Origin of the sequence: Anaerocolumna sp. MB42-C2, assembly GCF_030913705.1 — a bacterium.
In the GTDB taxonomy this organism is placed as follows: domain Bacteria; phylum Bacillota; class Clostridia; order Lachnospirales; family Lachnospiraceae; genus Anaerocolumna.
The window spans coordinates 4,132,104-4,151,873 of sequence record NZ_CP133190.1 but is presented as its reverse complement, the minus strand read 5'-3'; the positions used below and the strand labels follow the sequence as shown (position 1 = coordinate 4,151,873).

The following is a 19,770-nucleotide window of genomic DNA, read 5'->3' as shown; positions in this document are numbered from 1 at the left end:
GAAATGAGGAATTCTATGAAAGAAGATGCCAGGATAATTCAGTCTAAATCCTTATTGCAGCAGGCATTTTTACTGCTTCTAAAGGATAAAACATTTGATGAAATAAGTATTGCAGAGTTATGCAGAAAGGCCGGAGTCTCAAGACAAACCTTTTATAGTAATTACAGATATAAAGAAGATGTACTTCTGGAACATTTGGATGATATTCTAAATGAATTTTATAACTACAATATATCGAAGTTGGATTTTGATGAAGTGTTTCAAATCTTAAGTATGATTTTTACAAAATATCGTCATTTTTTGCAGAATCTATTTCGAGCCAACCTGGATTTTCAAATTATGTTTCGTTTTGAGAAATTATTGAAACGAATGAATACTAATGTTATTATGCATTCACATATTGAATATATTGACTGCTTTTTTGCTGGTGGGATGTATCTGGTTTTAAGAAAATGGCTTTTGATGGGTACACCAATAACTGCCCTTGAACTGACTTCTGTATTCAAACAAATAAGTGCCCCCGTCATTCAGCCTTTGAGGAAAAAAGAAACAAGCACAGATTAACCCCCCCGATACATTTGATATGATACGTTTTGTGCCAAGAGGGCTAATTACTATGCAGTATAATTCTATATTTACAAAATACCTCTACTGTTTTATCTTTTTTTATCCGCTAAAACCGAAGTAAATTCGATTATGATGTCGGAAGCTGCTTCTATATTTTTGCAGGATATACTATCCTGATTATTTTTCAAAAGCTCAAGAATGGTCAGACGAAACCTTTCATTTTGCCTATCTATAACAGACGATACGGCAGGAATAGTATAATATAGTGTTTTAAACTCACTGTAAAAGTTTTTCTTAATCTGGCGCAGCCTTACATGATTCTCAAATAAGCAATATAACCATTTACGTAAAGCAGCTCTAAAAAGTAAAGCATTATCCTCCGAAGTTAATAAATGATAAAACCCAATGGAATTATTACCTATCCAGACGAATGATACTAATTTACAGTTAATGAGAAATGAATCCCAAAAGTATTATTGAGATTAGGGTTACCCACCATGGTAGGCTTGCTGGTGTCTACCCTGTATAACGTAGTCGATATATATTTTGTAGGTCGATTAGGCACAAGCCAGACGGCAGCGGGGCAGCGTCTTACATATCCCGCTTACTTGGAGAAGGCAAACGGGACAAAGCAGACAAAACAACATCAACAGCATTAACCGGCCTTTTCTTATATTATTGTATAACAGGTAACAGTCGGAGAATTTTATCATCCCCTGGACTTACAAGACCCCTGCCGTCCGTATTGCTGGTAGTAAGATACATAGAGCCATCCTTTGCCTGATAGGCTTCCCGTAATCTTCCGTAACGTCCCTGTAATAACCGTTCCACTTGAACAGCTTGTGTTCCTGATTCGTCCAAAGTAACAGCTAGAAGCACGGAGCCTCGAAGTGTTGACACAAATAATTGACCCTTTCGCGGTCCGGCGGATACAAAAGCAATTCCTGACGGAGCCCAGGTATCATTTCCGCTTTGTATAACAGGTTTTATAATATCATACCCCTGAATTACTTCCTCGCCGGTGACGAACGGCCAGCCATAATTACCGCCCGGCTGTATGATATTAATTTCATCATGGGCTGTTTCTCCATGCTCCGAGACATATAGCATATTCCTGTCATTCCATGCCAAACCCTGAGGATTTCTAAATCCCAGAGCGTAAACCGGCGAATCCGGATAGGGGTTGTCTGACGGAATACTTCCGTCTGTTCCGATCCGCAGAATTTTGCCTGCCAGACTGTTCATGTCCTGTGCAAGATCACGGTCTCCGCCATCTCCGACGGTGATATACAGGTAACCATCTGGGCCGATTTTTAACCTTCCGCCGTTATGGACCTGTCCTGCCGGAATCCGGTCCAGAATGATTTCTTCTCCGGAGGCTAAATTGTTCACGATTGACAAACGGACCACGCGACTATAGAGTTTTCCTCCATCCTCATAGGTGTACATAAGATAAATAGCTCCATTTATAAGGAAATCTCTGTCCAAAGCAAGCCCCAACAGCCCGCCTTCTCCGGTACTGACAAAAGGAGGTCCAAATGTATATACCGGCTCTGTATTTAATGTCCCATTTTCTATGACCCGCAGTTTGCCGTTCCTTTCCGTAAAAAACAGTCTGCCATCTTCACTTATGTCCACCGCCCAGGGTACCTGGAGATTTTCTGCAATAACCTCAATTTGAAAGTTAGCATTTTGAGCGTTAAGTATACCCAGCCGGATATAATCCTTATTCCTGTACCAGGCAAGCACATGACTTAATGTTGTAAAACCTTCGATACTCATTGTTTCGTCCTTAAACTTTTTTTACCGGCTTAAATGCCGTTTCTTCATAGCATTATATGGACGGAAACGGTGTAATGTGCCTGTTAGTAAAAGGATTTAGAAGCAAAATCATGGTCTCAGTTTCATTAATTTATTGATAGAAATACCAATTGAACCAAATAAAAGAATTAAAAATACCGGAAGAAACCAAATCGGCAACGGTTCTGCCAATGCCGATTTGACAGTTATAAATACAAATACAGCAGCTATGACTCCTTTTTCAGTAACAATCATATTTTTTAATAATCGATATACTCTTTCTTTATTCTGTTCTGTAACCTGAATTCCAACATTCCATGCCTGTGGGAATTTTTCTATTAAGGTAATACCAATAACTAATATAACTCCAATAATCGGACATATCCATAATTCATTTTTATTTCCCCATCTGTCGACCATACCAAGTGCATTATAATGTCCCGGTATTTTATCGGGAATATGGCTCCAATTCAGAAACAGATACAGAACTATTCCGATTAACAATATGTAACTTAAACAGTTCATTATAACATCATATTTTGTTCTTTTTATTATAATACGCTCTTTCATAAGACCCTCCTCCAGGACTTTTATAGTTTATTGTAAACGAAAATCTGGCAGGTAACCCTGCTCACGCATACTGGCGATATATCCGAGAAACCGGTTATTACGCAACCGGATATCTTCTTCCTCCACACCTCTGTAAACTATGATCTGATCAAACAGGTTTCTTCCTCCTCCCTTACATTCCATATACCCGGTGGTTCTTTCAAAGAAAACACAGATATCCTGCTCATATGAATGTGCTTTATTCGTCTTTGGATGTTTTTTATATTTTTTAAGTTCATTTTCTGCTTCTTCGTAAGAAGACAGATTCCGCTCTGTATGAGGCAGATAATAACCAGTGATATGCAATCCATAATGTTCCTGGGAATACCCCATAATTTCCCTTTGCATTTCACTGTGTTCCCTATGCCATTTTTCTATTTCCTCGTCTGTTTTAGCAAAGATACCCTCCGGGGATTTATATTCCGGTTTATTTATAAAATCATTCATAACAACCGAATATTGAAACTGTTTTATACGTCTGTCATCCTTATCCATTGGCAGCGCTTCACACTGCTGCAAGAAAAACTGCTCCGTTTCTTCTAACGTATGGGAACATGCTTTTATTGTATGCGCACATGCTTCAATCCAATTCTGATATTTCATATCCAGCCCCGGATGCCTTTTGGGGCTGAAAGTCCCTCCGATTCTGCTAATCACAGTTACTTCACCTTCTGCTTTTATTGTAATCGTACCGTTTTTATTTCGTTTCACCGACAAGTTTTTTTCTCCTTTTCACAGCATTTTATTCCCTGACATATTTCAGCAGATCCTCCAGTATGGCATGATATCCGTTGGCATACATGTGCATCCCCTCAATGGAGTACTCCGGATTTAAATTACCGTTGTTATCATAAAGATTTCTGTTAATATTAATAAAATTTATATGGTTATTCCTAGCCATCTGCTCCAGAGCAAGATTTGCTTCATTAATTCTTTTGTTTGTTCTGATTTTGAGGGTCTGTTTCATATCTTCATTGCCAAAATCATACTCTCCGTTAATCGGATAATACGCCATATAATAGATCTTGCAATCCGGTAAATGTTCTTTGATCTGTTTTACAATAGTTTCACAGCGGCCCATTAATGCTTCCAGTGAATAATCCAGATCATTTAAATCATTGGTGCCGATATTAATAAATACCTTAGAAGGCTTCAATTCATAGACCATTACATCCAGACAGGGAAGCATCTGAGTTGTGGTAAATCCTCCAATACCCCTGTTATATATCGTTTCCCTGATGTCATAATCCTGAATAAACTCATATATGGGAAATTGCTCCATCAAAGAAGATCCCGTAAACAGGATTTGACCTTTCTTTACATATTGGTTTAATATCTTATACCGCTTAATTTTCTCCTGTTTTTCTTTGTCAATGGATTCCATAATCTCATTCATAGTAAATTCGACCTCTCTCATTTATTTATCTGTCATAGTAATAATCAAATAATATATTTTTAAATAATTATTTTATCAAATCCTTAACTTATGTCAATAAATAAAAACACTATTACATATTTTTATCCCTCCCTGTCTTAAAATACTTCGTAAATAATATTACTTTTATTATCCCCAATAATAAATCAATACCTGCACTCAGCAATATAAAATAACCCAAATCAGGTACGTAGAATACGATAAACGACCATGGCATACCAGTAATAACCGGTAATAATACCACTGCCAGAACAGGCAGAAACACTTGAATCAACATGGTATATATTAATTTCATGTAAATATTTTTTTTATATTTCTGCAGTCCGGGATAAAAATTTTTTAACCGGATAGCGGATATAAGAAGCAGTATACCGATAAATAGATATAACCCAATATAAATTGTATAGGTTACACTCATGGGATATCTGTTTAAATCAAATATGCCTGAACCAGGCTGAACGGAATCCGGTTCATATCCGTAAAGGATACTGATGATCCCGCTTTCTATCCTATCCCTGTAACCAGTTCTAAAAAGTCTGGTAAAAACAATACTGGAGGTATTATACATAATAACAACTCCAATGGAATCCTCAGGAAGCAGTTTGACTTTAGATTGATAATTAGTAAACTCACCGCCATGATAAACACTCCCTGAGGTAACATACCATCCAAGTCCATAGGATACATATTCTGAAATCTTTACGGAAGGTGTCATTAAACCGGTAACTCCGCTCTCTGAAAGAATTTGTCTGTGATTATAATTTCCTCCGTTTAACAGTGCTATTATGTATTTTGAGATATCCTCCGAACTGGATATGATTCCGGCTGCCGGAAGGTTGTATATTTGGTATGGGTATTCGACCGGTACGGGAATCCCAAACAAAGTACGATAGCCTACAGCCATCTCCTCTGCCTTTGCTTGCTCCTGTGAAACATAACTATGATTCATGTCAAGGGGTTTGAATATATTTTCACTGATATATTCTCCATAGGATAGACCCGTTACGTTTTCAATTACCTTTCCTAAAATATTATAGCTGATATTACCGTACTGGAACAGCTTTTTGCCGGGTTTTATCCGGCTTATCCTGTTAATATACTCATTAAGCGTTACACTGTCGTCCCACAAGGTATCAAAGACATAATCTTCCCCGGATCCGATACCGCTTGTATGGTTAAGGAGATTCCTGACCGTAATTTCCGATGCTGCTGTCTTATCTGATAAATGAAACCCGGGTATAAAGGTCTGTACCGGTTTATCCAGATCCAGTTTCTGTGCCTCAGCCAGCTGCATAACAGCCATAGCTGTAAAAGATTTGCTTAAGGAAGCAATCTTAAAAGGTGTTTGGGGCATCACTTTTCTCCCTGTGGGATCTGCTATTCCATACCCCTTCCTATAAATAATTTCATTTCCTTTTACGATACCAAGAGATAATCCGGGAATACGGCAGGTTCTCATCTCTTTCTCAATAAAGGAATCCATTTTACTGTAATCCGGATTAATTTCCGTCTCTTTCGCGGTTACCGAAACACTGCTAAAACAAATCATACACACCAATAAAATCAATCCTGTCACATGTTTTATCGCATTTTCATGCATAATTAACCTCCTAAAAGTATGAATTATCTGGTAAATAAAATATATCAGAACATTCTTTCCCTTATCAGTGTTTCTTATCATATCTTTTGTAATAAAATTTATGACAATTGACATATGACATTTACTGTGAATGAAAAGTTAATACCGGTTATTTTACCGCACAGCCGTCCCATAATTCAATAATCCGGTCTGTATTTTTAAGTATCGTCCGGTCATGGGTTGCTATCACAATCGTAGCTTTTTCCTTGAATTTATCCAGTATATGGATTACCTCCATGGCATTATTATGATCCAGAGAAGCTGTGGGTTCATCCGCAAATATAACTTCCGGATTATTCATAAGTGCTCTGGCTATGGCTGCCCTCTGCCTTTGTCCGCAGGAAATCTGACCTGGCCTGCGGTCAGCCAGGTGGCTGATTTTTAATGTTTCCAGTATATTCATAGCTTTTTCTATATCTTCTTTTTTTCGTGAATTAATTGATGTCAGGACATTCTCCAAAACGGATAGATACTCAATCAGAAAATGCTTCTGGAATATCAGTCCAAATTTAGATCTTCGTATATTTGCTTTTTCATTCAGCGTATAGTAATCAATATCCATATCATCATAATATACGGTACCTCCTGTTGGTTTTCTCATTCCGGAAAGTACATACAGCAGGGAGCTTTTTCCACAGCCGGAGGGACCCATAATCCCCACCGTTTCGTGGGCATTTAAGCAGATATCAATATTCTTAAAAGCATACGTACATTCTTCTTTATTTAAATCGTATATAAGATTCAATTCTCTTCCTGTAATTTGCATCTTTTAAACCAGCCCTTCCAATACAGCTACAGGATCCAGATTCCTTAGTGTATTCCATGCAGGAACCAAAGCAAAAATACAGACAAATAGCGGTATACACGCTGCCTGTATCAAGAAATCCGGATCAATCAATATCAATGGGGTCCCTTTCCCGGTAAAAATCAACAGGTTAAGAACCTCACCGATAGAAATGGAAAATAATGTACCAAGAACCAATGCAGTCAGATTTACCAGGCATATCTCCGAAATCAGGCGGTTAACAATTTCCTGAGAAGTATAACCGATGGCACTTAATATCCCAAATTCACTTCGTCTTTGATTGATGTTTATGTAGCTGATAAAACCTGCGCATAAGGTAATTATAATTAAAATCGATATATTTATTATAGTAATTATAATAGTTATATTACTGCCGTCATTTTTATTTCTCCGGGATATGATATCATACGTTCTTAAATCCAACCCCTGGGAATCCGTTTCTTCCAAAATGTGTTCAATATCATTCCTTTTATTTTCTTTGGGAACTATTATAATTCCTGTGCTGTAATCATCCTGATCTACCTGGTTTAAATCCATAAAATATTCAAGGGAATCAAAAGATACAATACTTTTACCGTCTATCAGTCCTACAATATTTTTTTTGCCTTCTAAGGATTCAGTTTTACTCACACTGCTGCCAATGCTGTCTCCCAGTTTCAGCTTTTTATTATCAGCTACTGTTTTATGCAAAAGAATTTCGTTTGTACCGGCGGCGGGCAGCCGTCCAGCTATAATTTTTAAATTCATTTTTGATATCAGCCACTTCATGTCATCCTGTTTTACTGTAAATACCTTACTGCCTATATTTTTTTCAATTATACCATCAAAATAGGTATAGTGAGCAACCCACGGAAAAACTTTCTCATACTCCGTTTTCCGCTTTAGTATACTGTCTATGAGATCCTGATTAATTACTTTTGTTTTTGCAGCGATACTGGAGTAATATTTCTGGGGTTCTACATAGGTCCTCTCGACCAGACTGAATTCCGAAGATATCAGCATTTGTATCACATAAACGATTATTATGCTTAGTACTACAGGAATAAATATAAATAAAAATTTTCTCTTATTCCTTAAATAATGTTCCGCAGTGGAAAGAGGTTTCATAAGGATTCTCCTTCATTCATTATTATTATTTATGTTTGAAGAGCAACTTCCGCCTTACATGAATATTAAATAAAATAGTCCCTTAAAACCAGGACCGCCTGAGTCCTTTCGCTAATTCCGATTTTATTATATATACTGCTTATGTAATTGCGCACTGTTCCCTCCGATATATAAAGAACTGCTGCTATCTGCTTGTTGTTAAAACCTTGAGCCACCATTTTCGCAATTTCCTTTTCCCTGTCGGAAAAGCCGAACTTTTCAGACGAAAGATGCTTATTTTTTTCTTCCACAACTTTTGACAGACTCTCTGCTAGTTTTGTTACCACTTTAGATGGCATAACCAGTTTTTCTCCTGCCGCATCATGAATCGCCTCCACCAATTCCGTAACTTCCATGTCCTTTAGCAGATAACCCTTAGCGCCTGCTGCTATGGCATTTAAAATATATTCCTCGTCATTAAATGTAGTCAGCATGATAACTTTAGTAGCTGAATTTATTCTTTTCATGTTCCTCATACATTCCACGCCATCCATTTCAGGCATCCTTACGTCAAGAAGCAGAATATCCGGTTCAAGTCTCCGGGAAAGTTCATATGCTTCTCTTCCATTGTCGGCTGTACCGATCACTTCTATATCTTCCTCCAGGTTAAGCACTGCTTTCAGCCCATCTCTTACCAACGCCTGATCATCGGCAATAACTATTTTAATCTTCATCCATACACTCCCTTTTTTTGATAGGAATTGTTATATTGATACAACATCCTTCCTGTAAGGAAGAGGTAATATCCAGGATACCTCCTACTTCCCGTATTCTATACTCCATAGCCGACAGGCCAAATCCGAATACTATTTTATCACACCCTGTCCCATTATCCTGTAAATGAAATCTTAAATTATTCGTATCATAATTTAACAGAAAGATAAATGCACTGCTTTTTCCATGCTTTATCCCATTTGTCAGACCTTCCTGTAACGCCCGGAATAGAGCTTTTTCCTGAAATTCTGTTAATGGAGGCATATCTGAAATTTCATATCGGACAAATATTTCTCCATGCCTGGCAGTTTCATCCAGAAGCAGTTTTAAAGAGGCTGTAAAATCGGCAACGGCTTTTCCCTTGTTGAGTATACCAACCGATTCTCTTATATCATTTAATCCCTTTCTGACCTGCCCCTTTGCTAGTCCGATTTTCTCTGCTGCAGATTCCTTGTCTATTTTCATAAGACGCTCTCCGGCTTCAAGTTCGATTAGAACCGAGGTAAGGGTGTGTCCCAGCGTATCATGTATTTCCCTGGCTATTCTGTTTCTTTCCTTTAATATGGTAAGATCTTCAATATTATTTGCATTATCACATAATTTGATATTAGTATCTTCCAGCAGTTTGGATTTAACTTTCAGATCATACATCATTTTACTGATTTTCCTGCGTTGATTGATTTCATACTTTACCAGACACATGATTGAAAAAAATAATAATAAAACAGATGAGTTTACCGTTACCATATCCCAAAAGCTTCTTGTATATAGATTGTCAGAATTGATATAGTAACTGATAAAATTAGCAAAGATACTTATTCCCGTAATACCTGCACCGATTAAGCAGGAATAAGTTATCGTCGCATCTGCAATCAATACATAATAATAAATTCTGGAATACCCGCTTAGATCATTCATTTGTAAAAAAAATACTAAGATTACTTCTATATAAAGAATTAGCTTATAATACAAAAAAGGCTGACACTGAGGATAATTAATTCCCTGTAAAGTGAAGGATAATAAGAGCAATCCAGAGATAAAAATCAAATGCCATGGCTTGTAAATATGTAGCAATATAATAATTATGCTTGCCCAAACCATGAAAATCCATATAAGCCTTTTTACCATTATTTCCGAACTATAATCCAATGAGTACTCCTTTCAGGCTTTTATATGTCCTGTTTTTCCAAACTAAAACTTGAAACTTTCCAAAATGATTATAACATTAACAAGAAATATTTTCCATACCAAAAGATTTTTAATCAGGATCATGTGTCAGTATGCTGTCCCCACTTCTAATGACCTTATTGGATTCTCTTTGTTACTTCATAGCTAGCGCCCATTCGGGGCGCACAAAAAACAATGGCAGGTATGAAACCTGCCATTGCCATAAAACATCTTTTTTTCGCCTGAATTATTTGATTTTCATCTACAACCTGAATCATTTAATAGTAAATCCGTTGTCTCCTAAAGCCTCCATCAATACCATCTCCTATATTCTGGTTAACAAATTCGAGCTGCAATTAAGATATTTATAAATGGTATACATAAAACAAACTCTTACGAAATTTACATTTCGCTTTAAGAACTTGCTTTTTGTATCCACTACATATTATATCTAATTTGACTTAAGTTATACTGTAAACAAAAAATTTTATCTGATTAAAATTTTTATTTGATCAATCAATTACTATAACCTCCGAGACGTTTTTATTCAGTTAAAAAAAAGTAAAAATATAGTCATAAATGAAATTATTACCTGTAAGGTTACAAATCGAAAAACGATCTGACTGTCCGACCAGCCTTTTTCTTTCCTGAAGAAATCGTGCAAAGGGAAAATAATATTCGGAAATATTTTTATCTTAAAAAATCGTAAAAAAGACACTTTGACCAGACCTGTCAATCCATCAAGTATGAATACTACCGCTACACCTAAATAAAACATAAGATTATTGGTTTTTAAAGTCAGAAGTGCAATAAAGAAACCGATTGCACGTGAACCGGCATCTCCCATCAATAGTGTACTTGGAGAAGTGTTTTTCCATAAATAAGCAAAAATTATTTCACACATTATTATTGCGAATTTAATCATATCACCGGATTGTCCCTGTAAATATATAATAACTCCAAGAGATAATATTGTAACGATGGATAATGCACCACTTAATCCATCAACACCATCGGTGCAGTTTATTGCGTTTATAGATAACCATATAAAAACAGCCGCGATAATCCATACAATATAAAAGTTTAGATTACTAAAAATAAATATATTTAATCCGCCATTATATTTTAAAAAAGTATAACTAGTAATAATAGCTAATAATAAATCAAATAAACCTTTTTTATATTCGCCCCATGGGTTTTCTGCCTTGTCGTCTAAATAACCGAATATCATACATATCCCTATTAATAAATAATATATTATATATTCCGCTTTTAATGGCAATAAAAGGCATGATACTATAACCAAAATTATTATCATAATTATACCGGCACCGCGGTATTTTCCTTTCGATTTCGTTCCATTAAAAGCATATTCCCTTCCTTTATCCTGGGGAAGCCATTTGGCAAATAGAGTCAATGAAAGACATGTAATAAAATATGTTATCAAAAATGCGATTACTAAAAAACGATTACTTATATCATAAAACATCTTATCCTACCTCTGCTATAATCATATCTAATTTATTGTTACTTTTACTCAATGAAGAATAAAATAACAGTTCATTGTTGTTCATCCAAGCATTATTTTAACCTTTACAGGAAAACTAATCAAGTTATTTCCATCTGAAAATCGAACAAAAACCAATGAATCTTAGAAATTGCAAAGAATTCAAAATTAGTTGTGGATGCACTACTGGAATTAAAATTATATCTATAAACACTTCTTATGACTGGACAAAAAAATGAGGTCTAATGACCTCATTTTTTACTTAGAACTGGGCTACAAGGATTCGAACCTTGAGATGCTGGAGTCAGAGTCCAGTGCCTTACCGTTTGGCGATAGCCCATTATATTATAATTAGTGGTTTTCTGGACGAGATGTTCGTCAGCCACGAATGATATTATAATATAAATTAAACCATAATTCAAGTAAAATTTTAAAAAAAGATAAGTTTTTTTTATTTTATCTTTTATTTGAAAATTTATGGCAATTCATCCGTACCGTATTGTATAAGTTTCGGTTATCAACTCCTGATATATAGAGCAGAATCATTATTAAATATTACTTCATCCGGTAACTTACAAATGCCAGCTTTTTGCTGTCAGGTGACCAGGAATTTACATTTAATGTACCTTGCCCGCCAAATAACTGGACTAAGGTCTTATATTCACCACCCTCACTGGACATCAGGCGAATTTCAACATTTTTATTAGCCGGATGATCCCCTGCCTCAACGTCACCTTTTTTGTATGTTATATATGCTACTTTCATCCCATCCGGTGATACATGAGGGAACCAGCTGTTACTCTCATCAAAAGTCATCTGTATCTGACCACTTCCATCATTATTCATTCTCCATACCTGCATAAGTCCCGTTCTTACAGAATTAAACCAGATGTAATTTCCGCAAGGTGAGTACTCGGGACCATCATTTAATCCATGGGTATCCGTTAATCTTGTTTCCACCCCTCCCACTGCCGGAATAATATAAATATCATATTCCCCGTTGCGCTCTGCACAATAAGATAGAGTCTTGCCATCCGGTGACCAGCCGTGAAGATAACTTGGAGCAATCGGTGTTATTAAGGCAGGTACCCCCCCTTCCACAGGGAGAACATAAACTCGTGACATGCCATCTTCATAAGTATGATGGCTGACTGCCAATTTTGTGTGATCCGGTGATAGTACATGATCATTATTACAACGATCACAAGCACCTGAATCTATCAGAGTACTGATATCCGATGTTATATCATACGAAAAGATCCTTCCCTCTGAATTATATATTAATTCCATACCGTTTTTCTTCCAGTTTGGTGCCTCAATTAAGAAGTCAAATTCATGCAAAATAATTCTTTTTCCCGTTTCCACATCTACCGTTTCCAAAACACTGATTACATCTCTTTTTCCAATTTCATGACGTTTTTGGGTTAATACGTTCATAATACCTCTCCTTTTTACTGGTAAAAGACTTGATATTCTTTCAAAAGTGAACCGTTATAGCATTTTCTTTTGACTCAACTATTTTGTATCCTGTTTCATCTTAGCACATACGGCAACCTATTTCAATTCCAACGCCCCAAATATAGGTGATTTTTTACATTATGTGTTACATTCTCTATTTCATAAATACCGAGAACTTTATATTGAATTAAATTTAAGTAAATGCTACTATATTCCATATGAAATAACAATATCAGGGAGTGGTGCTATGAATAATGAACTATTGGAAAAGAATTTTAAGGAAGCAATTTCACATAATATAGTAACAGGTGAAGTTATCAAACCTTATTTAAGACAAGCTATGTATTATGAGACGGATCAGATGGCAATCATCCATCATTCCAATTATATCCGATGGTTTGAAGAATCAAGGATAGATTTTCTTAAGCAAATTGGTCTAGGATATGATACATTAGAAGCAAAAGGTATTTTAATACCGGTGCTTGGAGTATCCTGTGAATATAGATCCTCAGTAAAATTTAATGAGAAAGTGCTAATACTTCCAAAAGTAATTTTTTTTAACGGAATTAAACTAACTATACAATATAAAGTGCTGGATGCGGATTCTCTAACTTTAAAAACATCAGGAGAATCCGAACATTGCTTTGTAAATAAAGATTTTAAGCCGATTAATATGAAGAAAAATTACAAGGAAATCTATGATACACTTAACTCCTGGGTTAATTCAAACCAGGCAGGATAAATCTGTTTGTCCCCATTTCATCCTGCCTATAATACGGCAGCATTAATCTCCTCTTAAACTGTTAAAAGTATTATATACGTCTAAGATACCATAACCCCATTCCTTATTGGGATATACATTATTCGGATCTCTTCTGGCACCGCGGATTAGCAGGTTTTTAATTTCAACACTGTCCAACATGGAATAATAACCGGTAGTAATACCCCATTCCAGTAGCATTGCGGCTACGCCGGTGGTATGAGCTGCCGCTAAACTAGTACCGGATGCAGTCGTATAAGTGCCGCCAGGTGCAGGTACTACCAGATTAACTCCGGGAGCAGCCAGGTTAGGATTTATGGTATCTATCCTGGTATAACCCCTGCTTGCATTCAGATATAAACTATTGTTAGTGTAGTCATATGCTGTTACAATAATTGGTATCACTGCATTACCGGGTGAAGTCACCGTGTAATCCGGATCCGGTTGAACAAACACAGCTTCACTTGTCATAAAACTCTGAATAGGCAGCCATACATTAAAAGTAGATGTTAAATCTCCCGTTGAATATACCCGGAACCGCCAAATTCCCTCCGTTGGGCTGACGAACCTCAATAAAATCAGCTGATCTCCTGTCTGTTGTTCTAAAAGGATATAATCAATATTGACAACTGTTTCTTCAAAAATAAACCGGATAACTCTTGTTTCACCTATCCTGGCAGGTATTCTTGGAATGTACTCTCCTGTAGGAGATAATATATCCACGGAGAAAGTTCCCGGTGAATCCCCCCATAACTCCATGGAAAAACCAGAATTATTTGCACCTACCCGTAATTCCAGAATCTCAGACTGCTGCCCCCCGCTTTCAATAACTCCACGGAAATGATGTCCGGCATTTCCCTCATTACCTGCGGCTATGGTAATTGCTATACCTGCCTGATCCCCAAGCAGCGACAGATAACTGCTTAGTGCACCTCGCCCGTCGTGAGATCCCTGATTCGTTTCCAGACCAATACATATGGCAATCGGTCTGTTTAGCTCTCTGGCTGCATCAGTTAGATAACGTATCCCGAACATAATGTCATTTTCCTGAAAACATATGGCATCTTCCTTAACCAAAAAATAATTTCTGATAAATTTTTTTGCCTGTTTTAATTTTACAACAACAATATCTGATGAGGGAACAACACCGGAAAAATTATTTTGCAAGCTTGGATTACCTGCTGTTAATCCTGCCAGAGAAGTTCCATGACCAATCTCATCAATACTGGGTACAATGGATATTGGGTCTTCATTGACTAATGCCAGATTAATCTGTTCCCTGGTATATTCCGTTCCGTAATAATAGGTATTCGGCGATGGTCCTGTCTGGATTGTCTGGTCCCAAATTGACAAGATCTTCGTAGTCCCATCTGCATTAATAAATGCGGGATGAGTATAATCAATACCAGTATCAATAAATCCAACTAATACTCCCTGTCCGCTTAAGTCAAAACTTGGTATATTTAACAACCTGGTTATACCGGACGCCTCGAGACTTCCGGTATCAGCTAAACCAAACAAAGTTGGAAAAACAAAATAACCAATGGACTGGACTATATTACCCGGCAAGAGATTAATTGGTGCATATACGACAGCATGATTTTCATTAATGACATTTGAACAACTATCAGGAATATTGGATAGTTCCTGCGGGAATCTACGATATTCAATCAATAAGTCTGCATAATCTTCGCTAATAATCCTATCACCGCAATTTTGATCCAAGTTATTTCATCCTTTTAATAATAAGTTAATTACAATATATGATGTGTATTTACTATTATTCTTTATAATAACAGTAAATTTAATTATTCAAATGAAATATTAGAATTATAACGATTAAATATATCATATCATATTGCTATGAATAGCTTAATGATTAAAAATCTTATGCTTTTATTTCATAAATTTATAGTTAATATTATGTAAATTATAACCTTTAACGTTGTAACCTTATCTCGTGCATGTTATAATGGTAAAAGCACAGTTTTATGTCAGGTATATTAAATCCTGAAGTTAAACATCCTAAATATATACCAATATTTATAACGATTGCGGTGCTGTGAAAAGCAAGTGCACCGGACATTTTAATAAATGATTTGCAAAATATGTAAGCATAAACTGCATATGGCAGTATTGACAACTTGGAGGGTACTATGTGGTTATATATGATTTTAACTTTCGTCTTAATCATTCTGGTTCTATATTTACTTGCAATTATGCCGAAGATAACAAACCGTCATGATTTAAAATCCTGGCAGGGAAAATATTATGCACACAGGGGACTTCATCAAAATCCCAAAACCGCACCTGAAAATTCCCTGGCTGCTTTTAGACTCGCCGTTGAACATAATTTTGGTATAGAAATGGATGTTCAACTCTCTAAGGATAAAATCCCAGTTGTTTTTCATGATTTTAATCTAAAAAGGGTGTGTGGTGTAAATAAAAAAGTCCGTGATCTAACTTTTGCAGAATTGCAGGAATTAACTTTGTATGATTCAAAAGAACAGATTCCTTCCTTTCAGTCCGTACTTGATATGGTGAATGGTCAGGTTCCTCTGATCGTAGAATTTAAAGTAGAAATATTTGATACTTCCGTGTGTAAAATTACTGCACCAATGTTAGAGAAATATAACGGTCGTTATTGCATTGAATCTTTTAACCCTTTGGTTTTACTTTGGTATAAACGCAACCGTCCTAATATTATGAGAGGGCAGTTAGCCAGTAATTTAATAAAAGATAAAGAGGTGGGCAGTGCTACTTTATATTTTATACTGCAAAATCTCCTTCTTAATTTTATAACAAAGCCGGATTTTATATCTTATAACTATATACACCGTAAAACATTATCCTTAATTCTCTGCCGCCGATTTTATAAAGTGCCTACTTTTGCCTGGACAATAAAATCCCAGGAGGGATTGGAAGAGAGCCGTAACAGCTTTGATTTCTTTATATTTGATCATTTTATTCCTCAAGAATAAATATTGAAACCGCTTGAAAGATGGTTTCCATAAATGGACAAACCTAAAAGTACATCTGACAGATAATATAAAACCTATTATCTGTCAGATGTACTTATTTAATGTAGGAATAAAAAGTATAGGAAATAAATTTATCGGATTATCCGCATTTAATTTCAATCAATATAAGAATTTTTGACTGATATCTATATGGCTTCATGGAACTTACCTAAAAAAGCCTTGGTACGCTCATTATTTGAGTTAAATAATTCTGCGGGTGTGGAATCTTCCACAATCACACCCTGATCCATAAAAATCATACGGTTTGAAATATCTTTCGCAAAATCCATTTCATGGGTAACTATAATCATTGTCATATTTAGACTGGTTAAAGACCGGATCACCTTTAAAACTTCTCCGGTTAGCTCCGGATCCAGTGCAGAAGTCGGTTCGTCAAAAAATAAAATTTTAGGTTTTAAGGCCAGAGCACGGGCAATAGATACACGCTGTGACTGACCGCCTGATAATTGATAAGGATAAGCTTCCGCTTTATCCCGCAGCCCTAATTTATCTAATAATTCGTAAGCTGTTTTCTCTGCTTCTTCTTTTGGAATTCCTGCTGCATAGATTGGTGCTTCCGTAATGTTTCTTAATACATTATAATGAGGAAATAGATTAAAATTCTGAAATACCAGTCCGGTTTTCATACGAATATCTTTTAGAACGGATTCACCGGCATATACGCTTTTGCCGTTTACGGTAGATACCATAACATCCCCATCCACTATAATTTCGCCCGAGTCTACGGTTTCCAATCGGTTTAAACATCTCAAAAGTGTAGATTTACCGGAACCGGAAGAACCGATAATGGATATAATCTCACCGTTTTCTACCTTTAAGGAGATATCTTTTAAAACCTGAAGGTTATCAAAACTTTTTTCTAAATTCTTTACTTCTAATATACTCAATTTTACATCCTCCGATTATCGATAGTAACTCATCTTACCCTCTGTAACAGAACAGGCTTTAGAAACAACACTGTTCATAATCAGGTAAAAAGTTCCTGCCATAATTAACGGTATCAGAGAACCTACTCTGGACATAGTATCCGTGGCCAGTTCATATATCTCACTAACACCGATAACGCTGACTAACGCAGTATCCTTTACTAAGGTCATAAATTCATTCCCCATAGGAGGCATGATGCGCTTTATCACCTGAGGCAAAATTATCTTAAAAAAGGTTTGATTTTTACTGAACCCTAATACCGTAGCCGCCTCATACTGTCCTCTTGGCATAGATTCAATACCGGATCGATATATCTCCGCAAAATAAGCAGCATAATTAATCGACATTGCTAAAATGGCAGCCCAAAATCTTGGCAGTGTATCTCCAAATACATAATGAGGAAAATAAAAAAAGAAAAATAACTGAAGTATTAAAGGAGTACCCCTCATAATTAACAGGTAAAACCGTATCGGCCCGTTTATAAAGATATGTTTGGACATTCTTCCAAAGGAGACAACCAATCCTAAAGGTAATCCAAATACTAACGTTAAAACAAATATTTTTATGGTGACAAGGGATGCAGACCCCATTATTTTAAGTAATTCAAGAAGAGTCTCTTGAGTCATTGTATTCCTCCTTATGTAAATTCAGATACTTTGCACGTCGCTATTATCGTGTTTTTATTAGTAGTTACAAAATAACATCGAATAAATTACATTATAGCACACTTTATCGAATTAGTGAAGTAATATATTATCACAATAAAATACTTTATCAGTATATTAGTTATGTTCACTCCCCTGCAAAGGCAGCAGTTCCGTGAACAATAACAAGCTTCGCGATGCACACAAAACGCAGAGGCAGCGTTTTGGCGCTGCAATTCTCCGTTTTTTTGTGATAATGCATTCACAAAAAAAAATCTGCCCAATAATCATACTCTACAAAAGTATTTTTATTGAACAGACTTTACTATAATTATATAATTTATAATATTACTTTTTTAGAGATAACATTATTTCATATCAATTACTACGCAACTAGAAAAGATTTACATTTTGCATTTTCTTTTAAATTATTCTACCGTAGTAAGATCTTTACCAAACCAGGTCTCACTGATTTTAGCCAGTGTACCATCTGCTGCCATTTCCTTTAAATATTTCTCCACTTCGGCACACAGTGATTTATCACCTTTTCGAAAACCTACTACATAATCTTCATCCGCTAAAGTTTCATCCAGGATTTTATAAGTTCCTTCTTCTTTCTCCGTATAATAACGGGCAACAACCTCATCCATAACAACCGCGTCGGAACCGGAAACCTTAAGATCTAAAAGCGCTTGTACATTGTCATCTACTTTTACTAATTCCTTTAAGGATTTTTTAAAGTCTTCATTGGCTTCAATTGCATCTGATGCAGTTGAACCGTTCTGAATTGCCACTACTTTACCCGCAAGGTCAGCAAGGGAATTAACATCACTGTTTGCCAGAACTACGGCTACCTGGGTATTTTTCATGTAAGGAATACTTAAGGTCATTGATTTGGCTCTATCTTCATTATAAGTCATACCATTCCAGATACAGTCAATATTTTTCGTAGAGAGTTCCAGTTCTTTTGCATCCCAGCTGATTGGCTGAATCATAAGTTCAATGCCCATACGTTTGCATACCTCTCTTGCTACATCAATATCAAACCCTACGATTTCCTGATTATCAGCTTTAAACCCCATCGGCGGAAATGCATCATCCAACCCTAAAACAAGTTTGCCTTTTGCCTTAATATCGTCCAGTGAAGTATCTTTTTCTGAATTTTTTGCACATCCGGCAGTAAATACAACCATCAGCATTGTAATAACTAGTAACCTGATAATTTTTTTCATTTAAATACCCATTGCATAACGCATCTGCTTACAGATGTGTTATTGCCACAAATAAATAATGTGAAAGAATCAATTTGTGGCATTCCTTTCAATTATTATTTTTTTAATGGCCCGCATGTCTTTTGTTATTCTTCCAATGTCTCGCATGTTCTTGGCGAAACGATTTACACTACGAACCCTTTGTTTCCTGTATAACTAACTGAATAATTATACGGTTTTTATAATAAGCATACATTATAGTAGCATACACTTAAGTTTCTGTCAATATTGTTGGTATAATAATAGAATTTCTGGATCATGTAATCGTAACCTGTGTTGC

At 36.0% G+C, this 19,770-nt stretch carries 18 protein-coding genes, 1 tRNA gene and 1 pseudogene; 4 read left to right on the top strand and 16 right to left on the bottom strand.

What is annotated here, in order from left to right:
- Positions 1-15: 15 nt before the first annotated feature.
- Together RBU59_RS18520 and RBU59_RS28690 are read left to right on the top strand one after the other, a co-directional pair.
- Entirely contained in the window at positions 16-564 is a 549-nt protein-coding gene (locus RBU59_RS18520) for a TetR/AcrR family transcriptional regulator (protein ID WP_308143958.1), read from the top strand.
- 464 nt (positions 565-1,028) lie between these two features.
- Positions 1,029-1,225, top strand: a pseudogene (locus RBU59_RS28690) (MATE family efflux transporter); the annotation flags it as partial.
- Positions 1,226-1,242: 17 nt separating this feature from the next.
- Here RBU59_RS28690 and RBU59_RS18510 read toward each other — a convergent pair.
- The 12 genes from RBU59_RS18510 to RBU59_RS18455 all read right to left on the bottom strand — a co-directional run bounded on the left by RBU59_RS18510 (position 1,243) and on the right by RBU59_RS18455 (position 12,826).
- The gene (locus RBU59_RS18510; protein WP_308143957.1) at positions 1,243-2,349 is read right to left on the bottom strand and encodes a PQQ-dependent sugar dehydrogenase; all 1,107 of its coding nucleotides are present in this window, start codon (positions 2,347-2,349) and stop codon (positions 1,243-1,245) included.
- A 108-nt stretch (positions 2,350-2,457) separates the two neighbouring features.
- Positions 2,458-2,937, bottom strand: a complete 480-nt coding sequence (locus tag RBU59_RS18505) for a DUF1648 domain-containing protein (protein ID WP_308143956.1) — start codon at positions 2,935-2,937, stop codon at positions 2,458-2,460.
- 27 nt (positions 2,938-2,964) lie between these two features.
- Positions 2,965-3,693: a hypothetical protein gene (locus tag RBU59_RS18500; RefSeq protein WP_308143955.1), complete on the bottom strand. Its 729-nt coding sequence runs from the start codon at positions 3,691-3,693 to the stop codon at positions 2,965-2,967.
- Between the two features lie 25 nt (positions 3,694-3,718).
- Positions 3,719-4,372: a GDSL-type esterase/lipase family protein gene (locus tag RBU59_RS18495; protein ID WP_308143954.1), complete on the bottom strand. Its 654-nt coding sequence runs from the start codon at positions 4,370-4,372 to the stop codon at positions 3,719-3,721.
- Between the two features lie 112 nt (positions 4,373-4,484).
- Positions 4,485-6,011, bottom strand: coding sequence for a serine hydrolase domain-containing protein (locus tag RBU59_RS18490; protein WP_308143953.1), 1,527 nt, complete (start codon positions 6,009-6,011; stop codon positions 4,485-4,487).
- 148 nt (positions 6,012-6,159) lie between these two features.
- Entirely contained in the window at positions 6,160-6,816 is a 657-nt protein-coding gene (locus tag RBU59_RS18485) for an ABC transporter ATP-binding protein (RefSeq protein WP_308143952.1), read from the bottom strand.
- A gap of 3 nt (positions 6,817-6,819) precedes the next feature.
- A complete protein-coding gene (locus RBU59_RS18480) occupies positions 6,820-7,962 on the bottom strand; it encodes an ABC transporter permease (protein WP_308143951.1) in 1,143 nt (380 codons plus the stop codon).
- A gap of 65 nt (positions 7,963-8,027) precedes the next feature.
- Complete coding sequence (locus RBU59_RS18475) at positions 8,028-8,675, bottom strand: response regulator (RefSeq protein WP_308143950.1); 648 nt, start codon at positions 8,673-8,675, stop codon at positions 8,028-8,030.
- Positions 8,665-9,864 (bottom strand): sensor histidine kinase, encoded by a 1,200-nt coding sequence (locus RBU59_RS18470; protein WP_308143949.1) that lies wholly within the window; start codon positions 9,862-9,864, stop codon positions 8,665-8,667. The genes RBU59_RS18475 and RBU59_RS18470 overlap by 11 nt, the downstream gene beginning before the upstream one ends.
- 565 nt (positions 9,865-10,429) lie before the next feature.
- Positions 10,430-11,371, bottom strand: coding sequence for a phospho-N-acetylmuramoyl-pentapeptide-transferase (locus RBU59_RS18465; protein ID WP_308143948.1), 942 nt, complete (start codon positions 11,369-11,371; stop codon positions 10,430-10,432).
- A 286-nt stretch (positions 11,372-11,657) separates the two neighbouring features.
- Positions 11,658-11,729 (bottom strand) — tRNA-Gln (locus RBU59_RS18460).
- A gap of 215 nt (positions 11,730-11,944) precedes the next feature.
- Positions 11,945-12,826, bottom strand: coding sequence for a TolB family protein (locus RBU59_RS18455; RefSeq protein WP_308143947.1), 882 nt, complete (start codon positions 12,824-12,826; stop codon positions 11,945-11,947).
- A gap of 268 nt (positions 12,827-13,094) precedes the next feature.
- On the opposite strand from RBU59_RS18455, the gene RBU59_RS18450 reads away from it, so the two are divergent.
- Positions 13,095-13,589 (top strand): acyl-CoA thioesterase, encoded by a 495-nt coding sequence (locus tag RBU59_RS18450; RefSeq protein WP_308143946.1) that lies wholly within the window; start codon positions 13,095-13,097, stop codon positions 13,587-13,589.
- Between the two features lie 42 nt (positions 13,590-13,631).
- Here the strand turns inward: RBU59_RS18450 and RBU59_RS18445 are convergent, their stop codons facing one another.
- A complete protein-coding gene (locus RBU59_RS18445; RefSeq protein WP_308143945.1) occupies positions 13,632-15,332 on the bottom strand; it encodes a S8 family peptidase in 1,701 nt (566 codons plus the stop codon).
- A 431-nt stretch (positions 15,333-15,763) separates the two neighbouring features.
- Here RBU59_RS18445 and RBU59_RS18440 point away from each other — a divergent pair, with 431 nt between their 5' ends.
- Positions 15,764-16,588 (top strand): glycerophosphodiester phosphodiesterase family protein, encoded by an 825-nt coding sequence (locus tag RBU59_RS18440; protein ID WP_308143944.1) that lies wholly within the window; start codon positions 15,764-15,766, stop codon positions 16,586-16,588.
- Between the two features lie 185 nt (positions 16,589-16,773).
- On the opposite strand, the gene RBU59_RS18435 is transcribed toward RBU59_RS18440, so the two are convergent.
- The 3 genes from RBU59_RS18435 to RBU59_RS18425 form a co-directional block, all read right to left on the bottom strand.
- On the bottom strand, positions 16,774-17,535 hold the full coding sequence (locus RBU59_RS18435; RefSeq protein WP_308143943.1) for an amino acid ABC transporter ATP-binding protein: 762 nt from the start codon (positions 17,533-17,535) through the stop codon (positions 16,774-16,776).
- Between the two features lie 15 nt (positions 17,536-17,550).
- On the bottom strand, positions 17,551-18,201 hold the full coding sequence (locus RBU59_RS18430) for an amino acid ABC transporter permease (protein WP_308143942.1): 651 nt from the start codon (positions 18,199-18,201) through the stop codon (positions 17,551-17,553).
- A gap of 446 nt (positions 18,202-18,647) precedes the next feature.
- Positions 18,648-19,451, bottom strand: a complete 804-nt coding sequence (locus tag RBU59_RS18425; protein WP_308143941.1) for an amino acid ABC transporter substrate-binding protein — start codon at positions 19,449-19,451, stop codon at positions 18,648-18,650.
- Positions 19,452-19,770 lie beyond the last annotated feature (319 nt).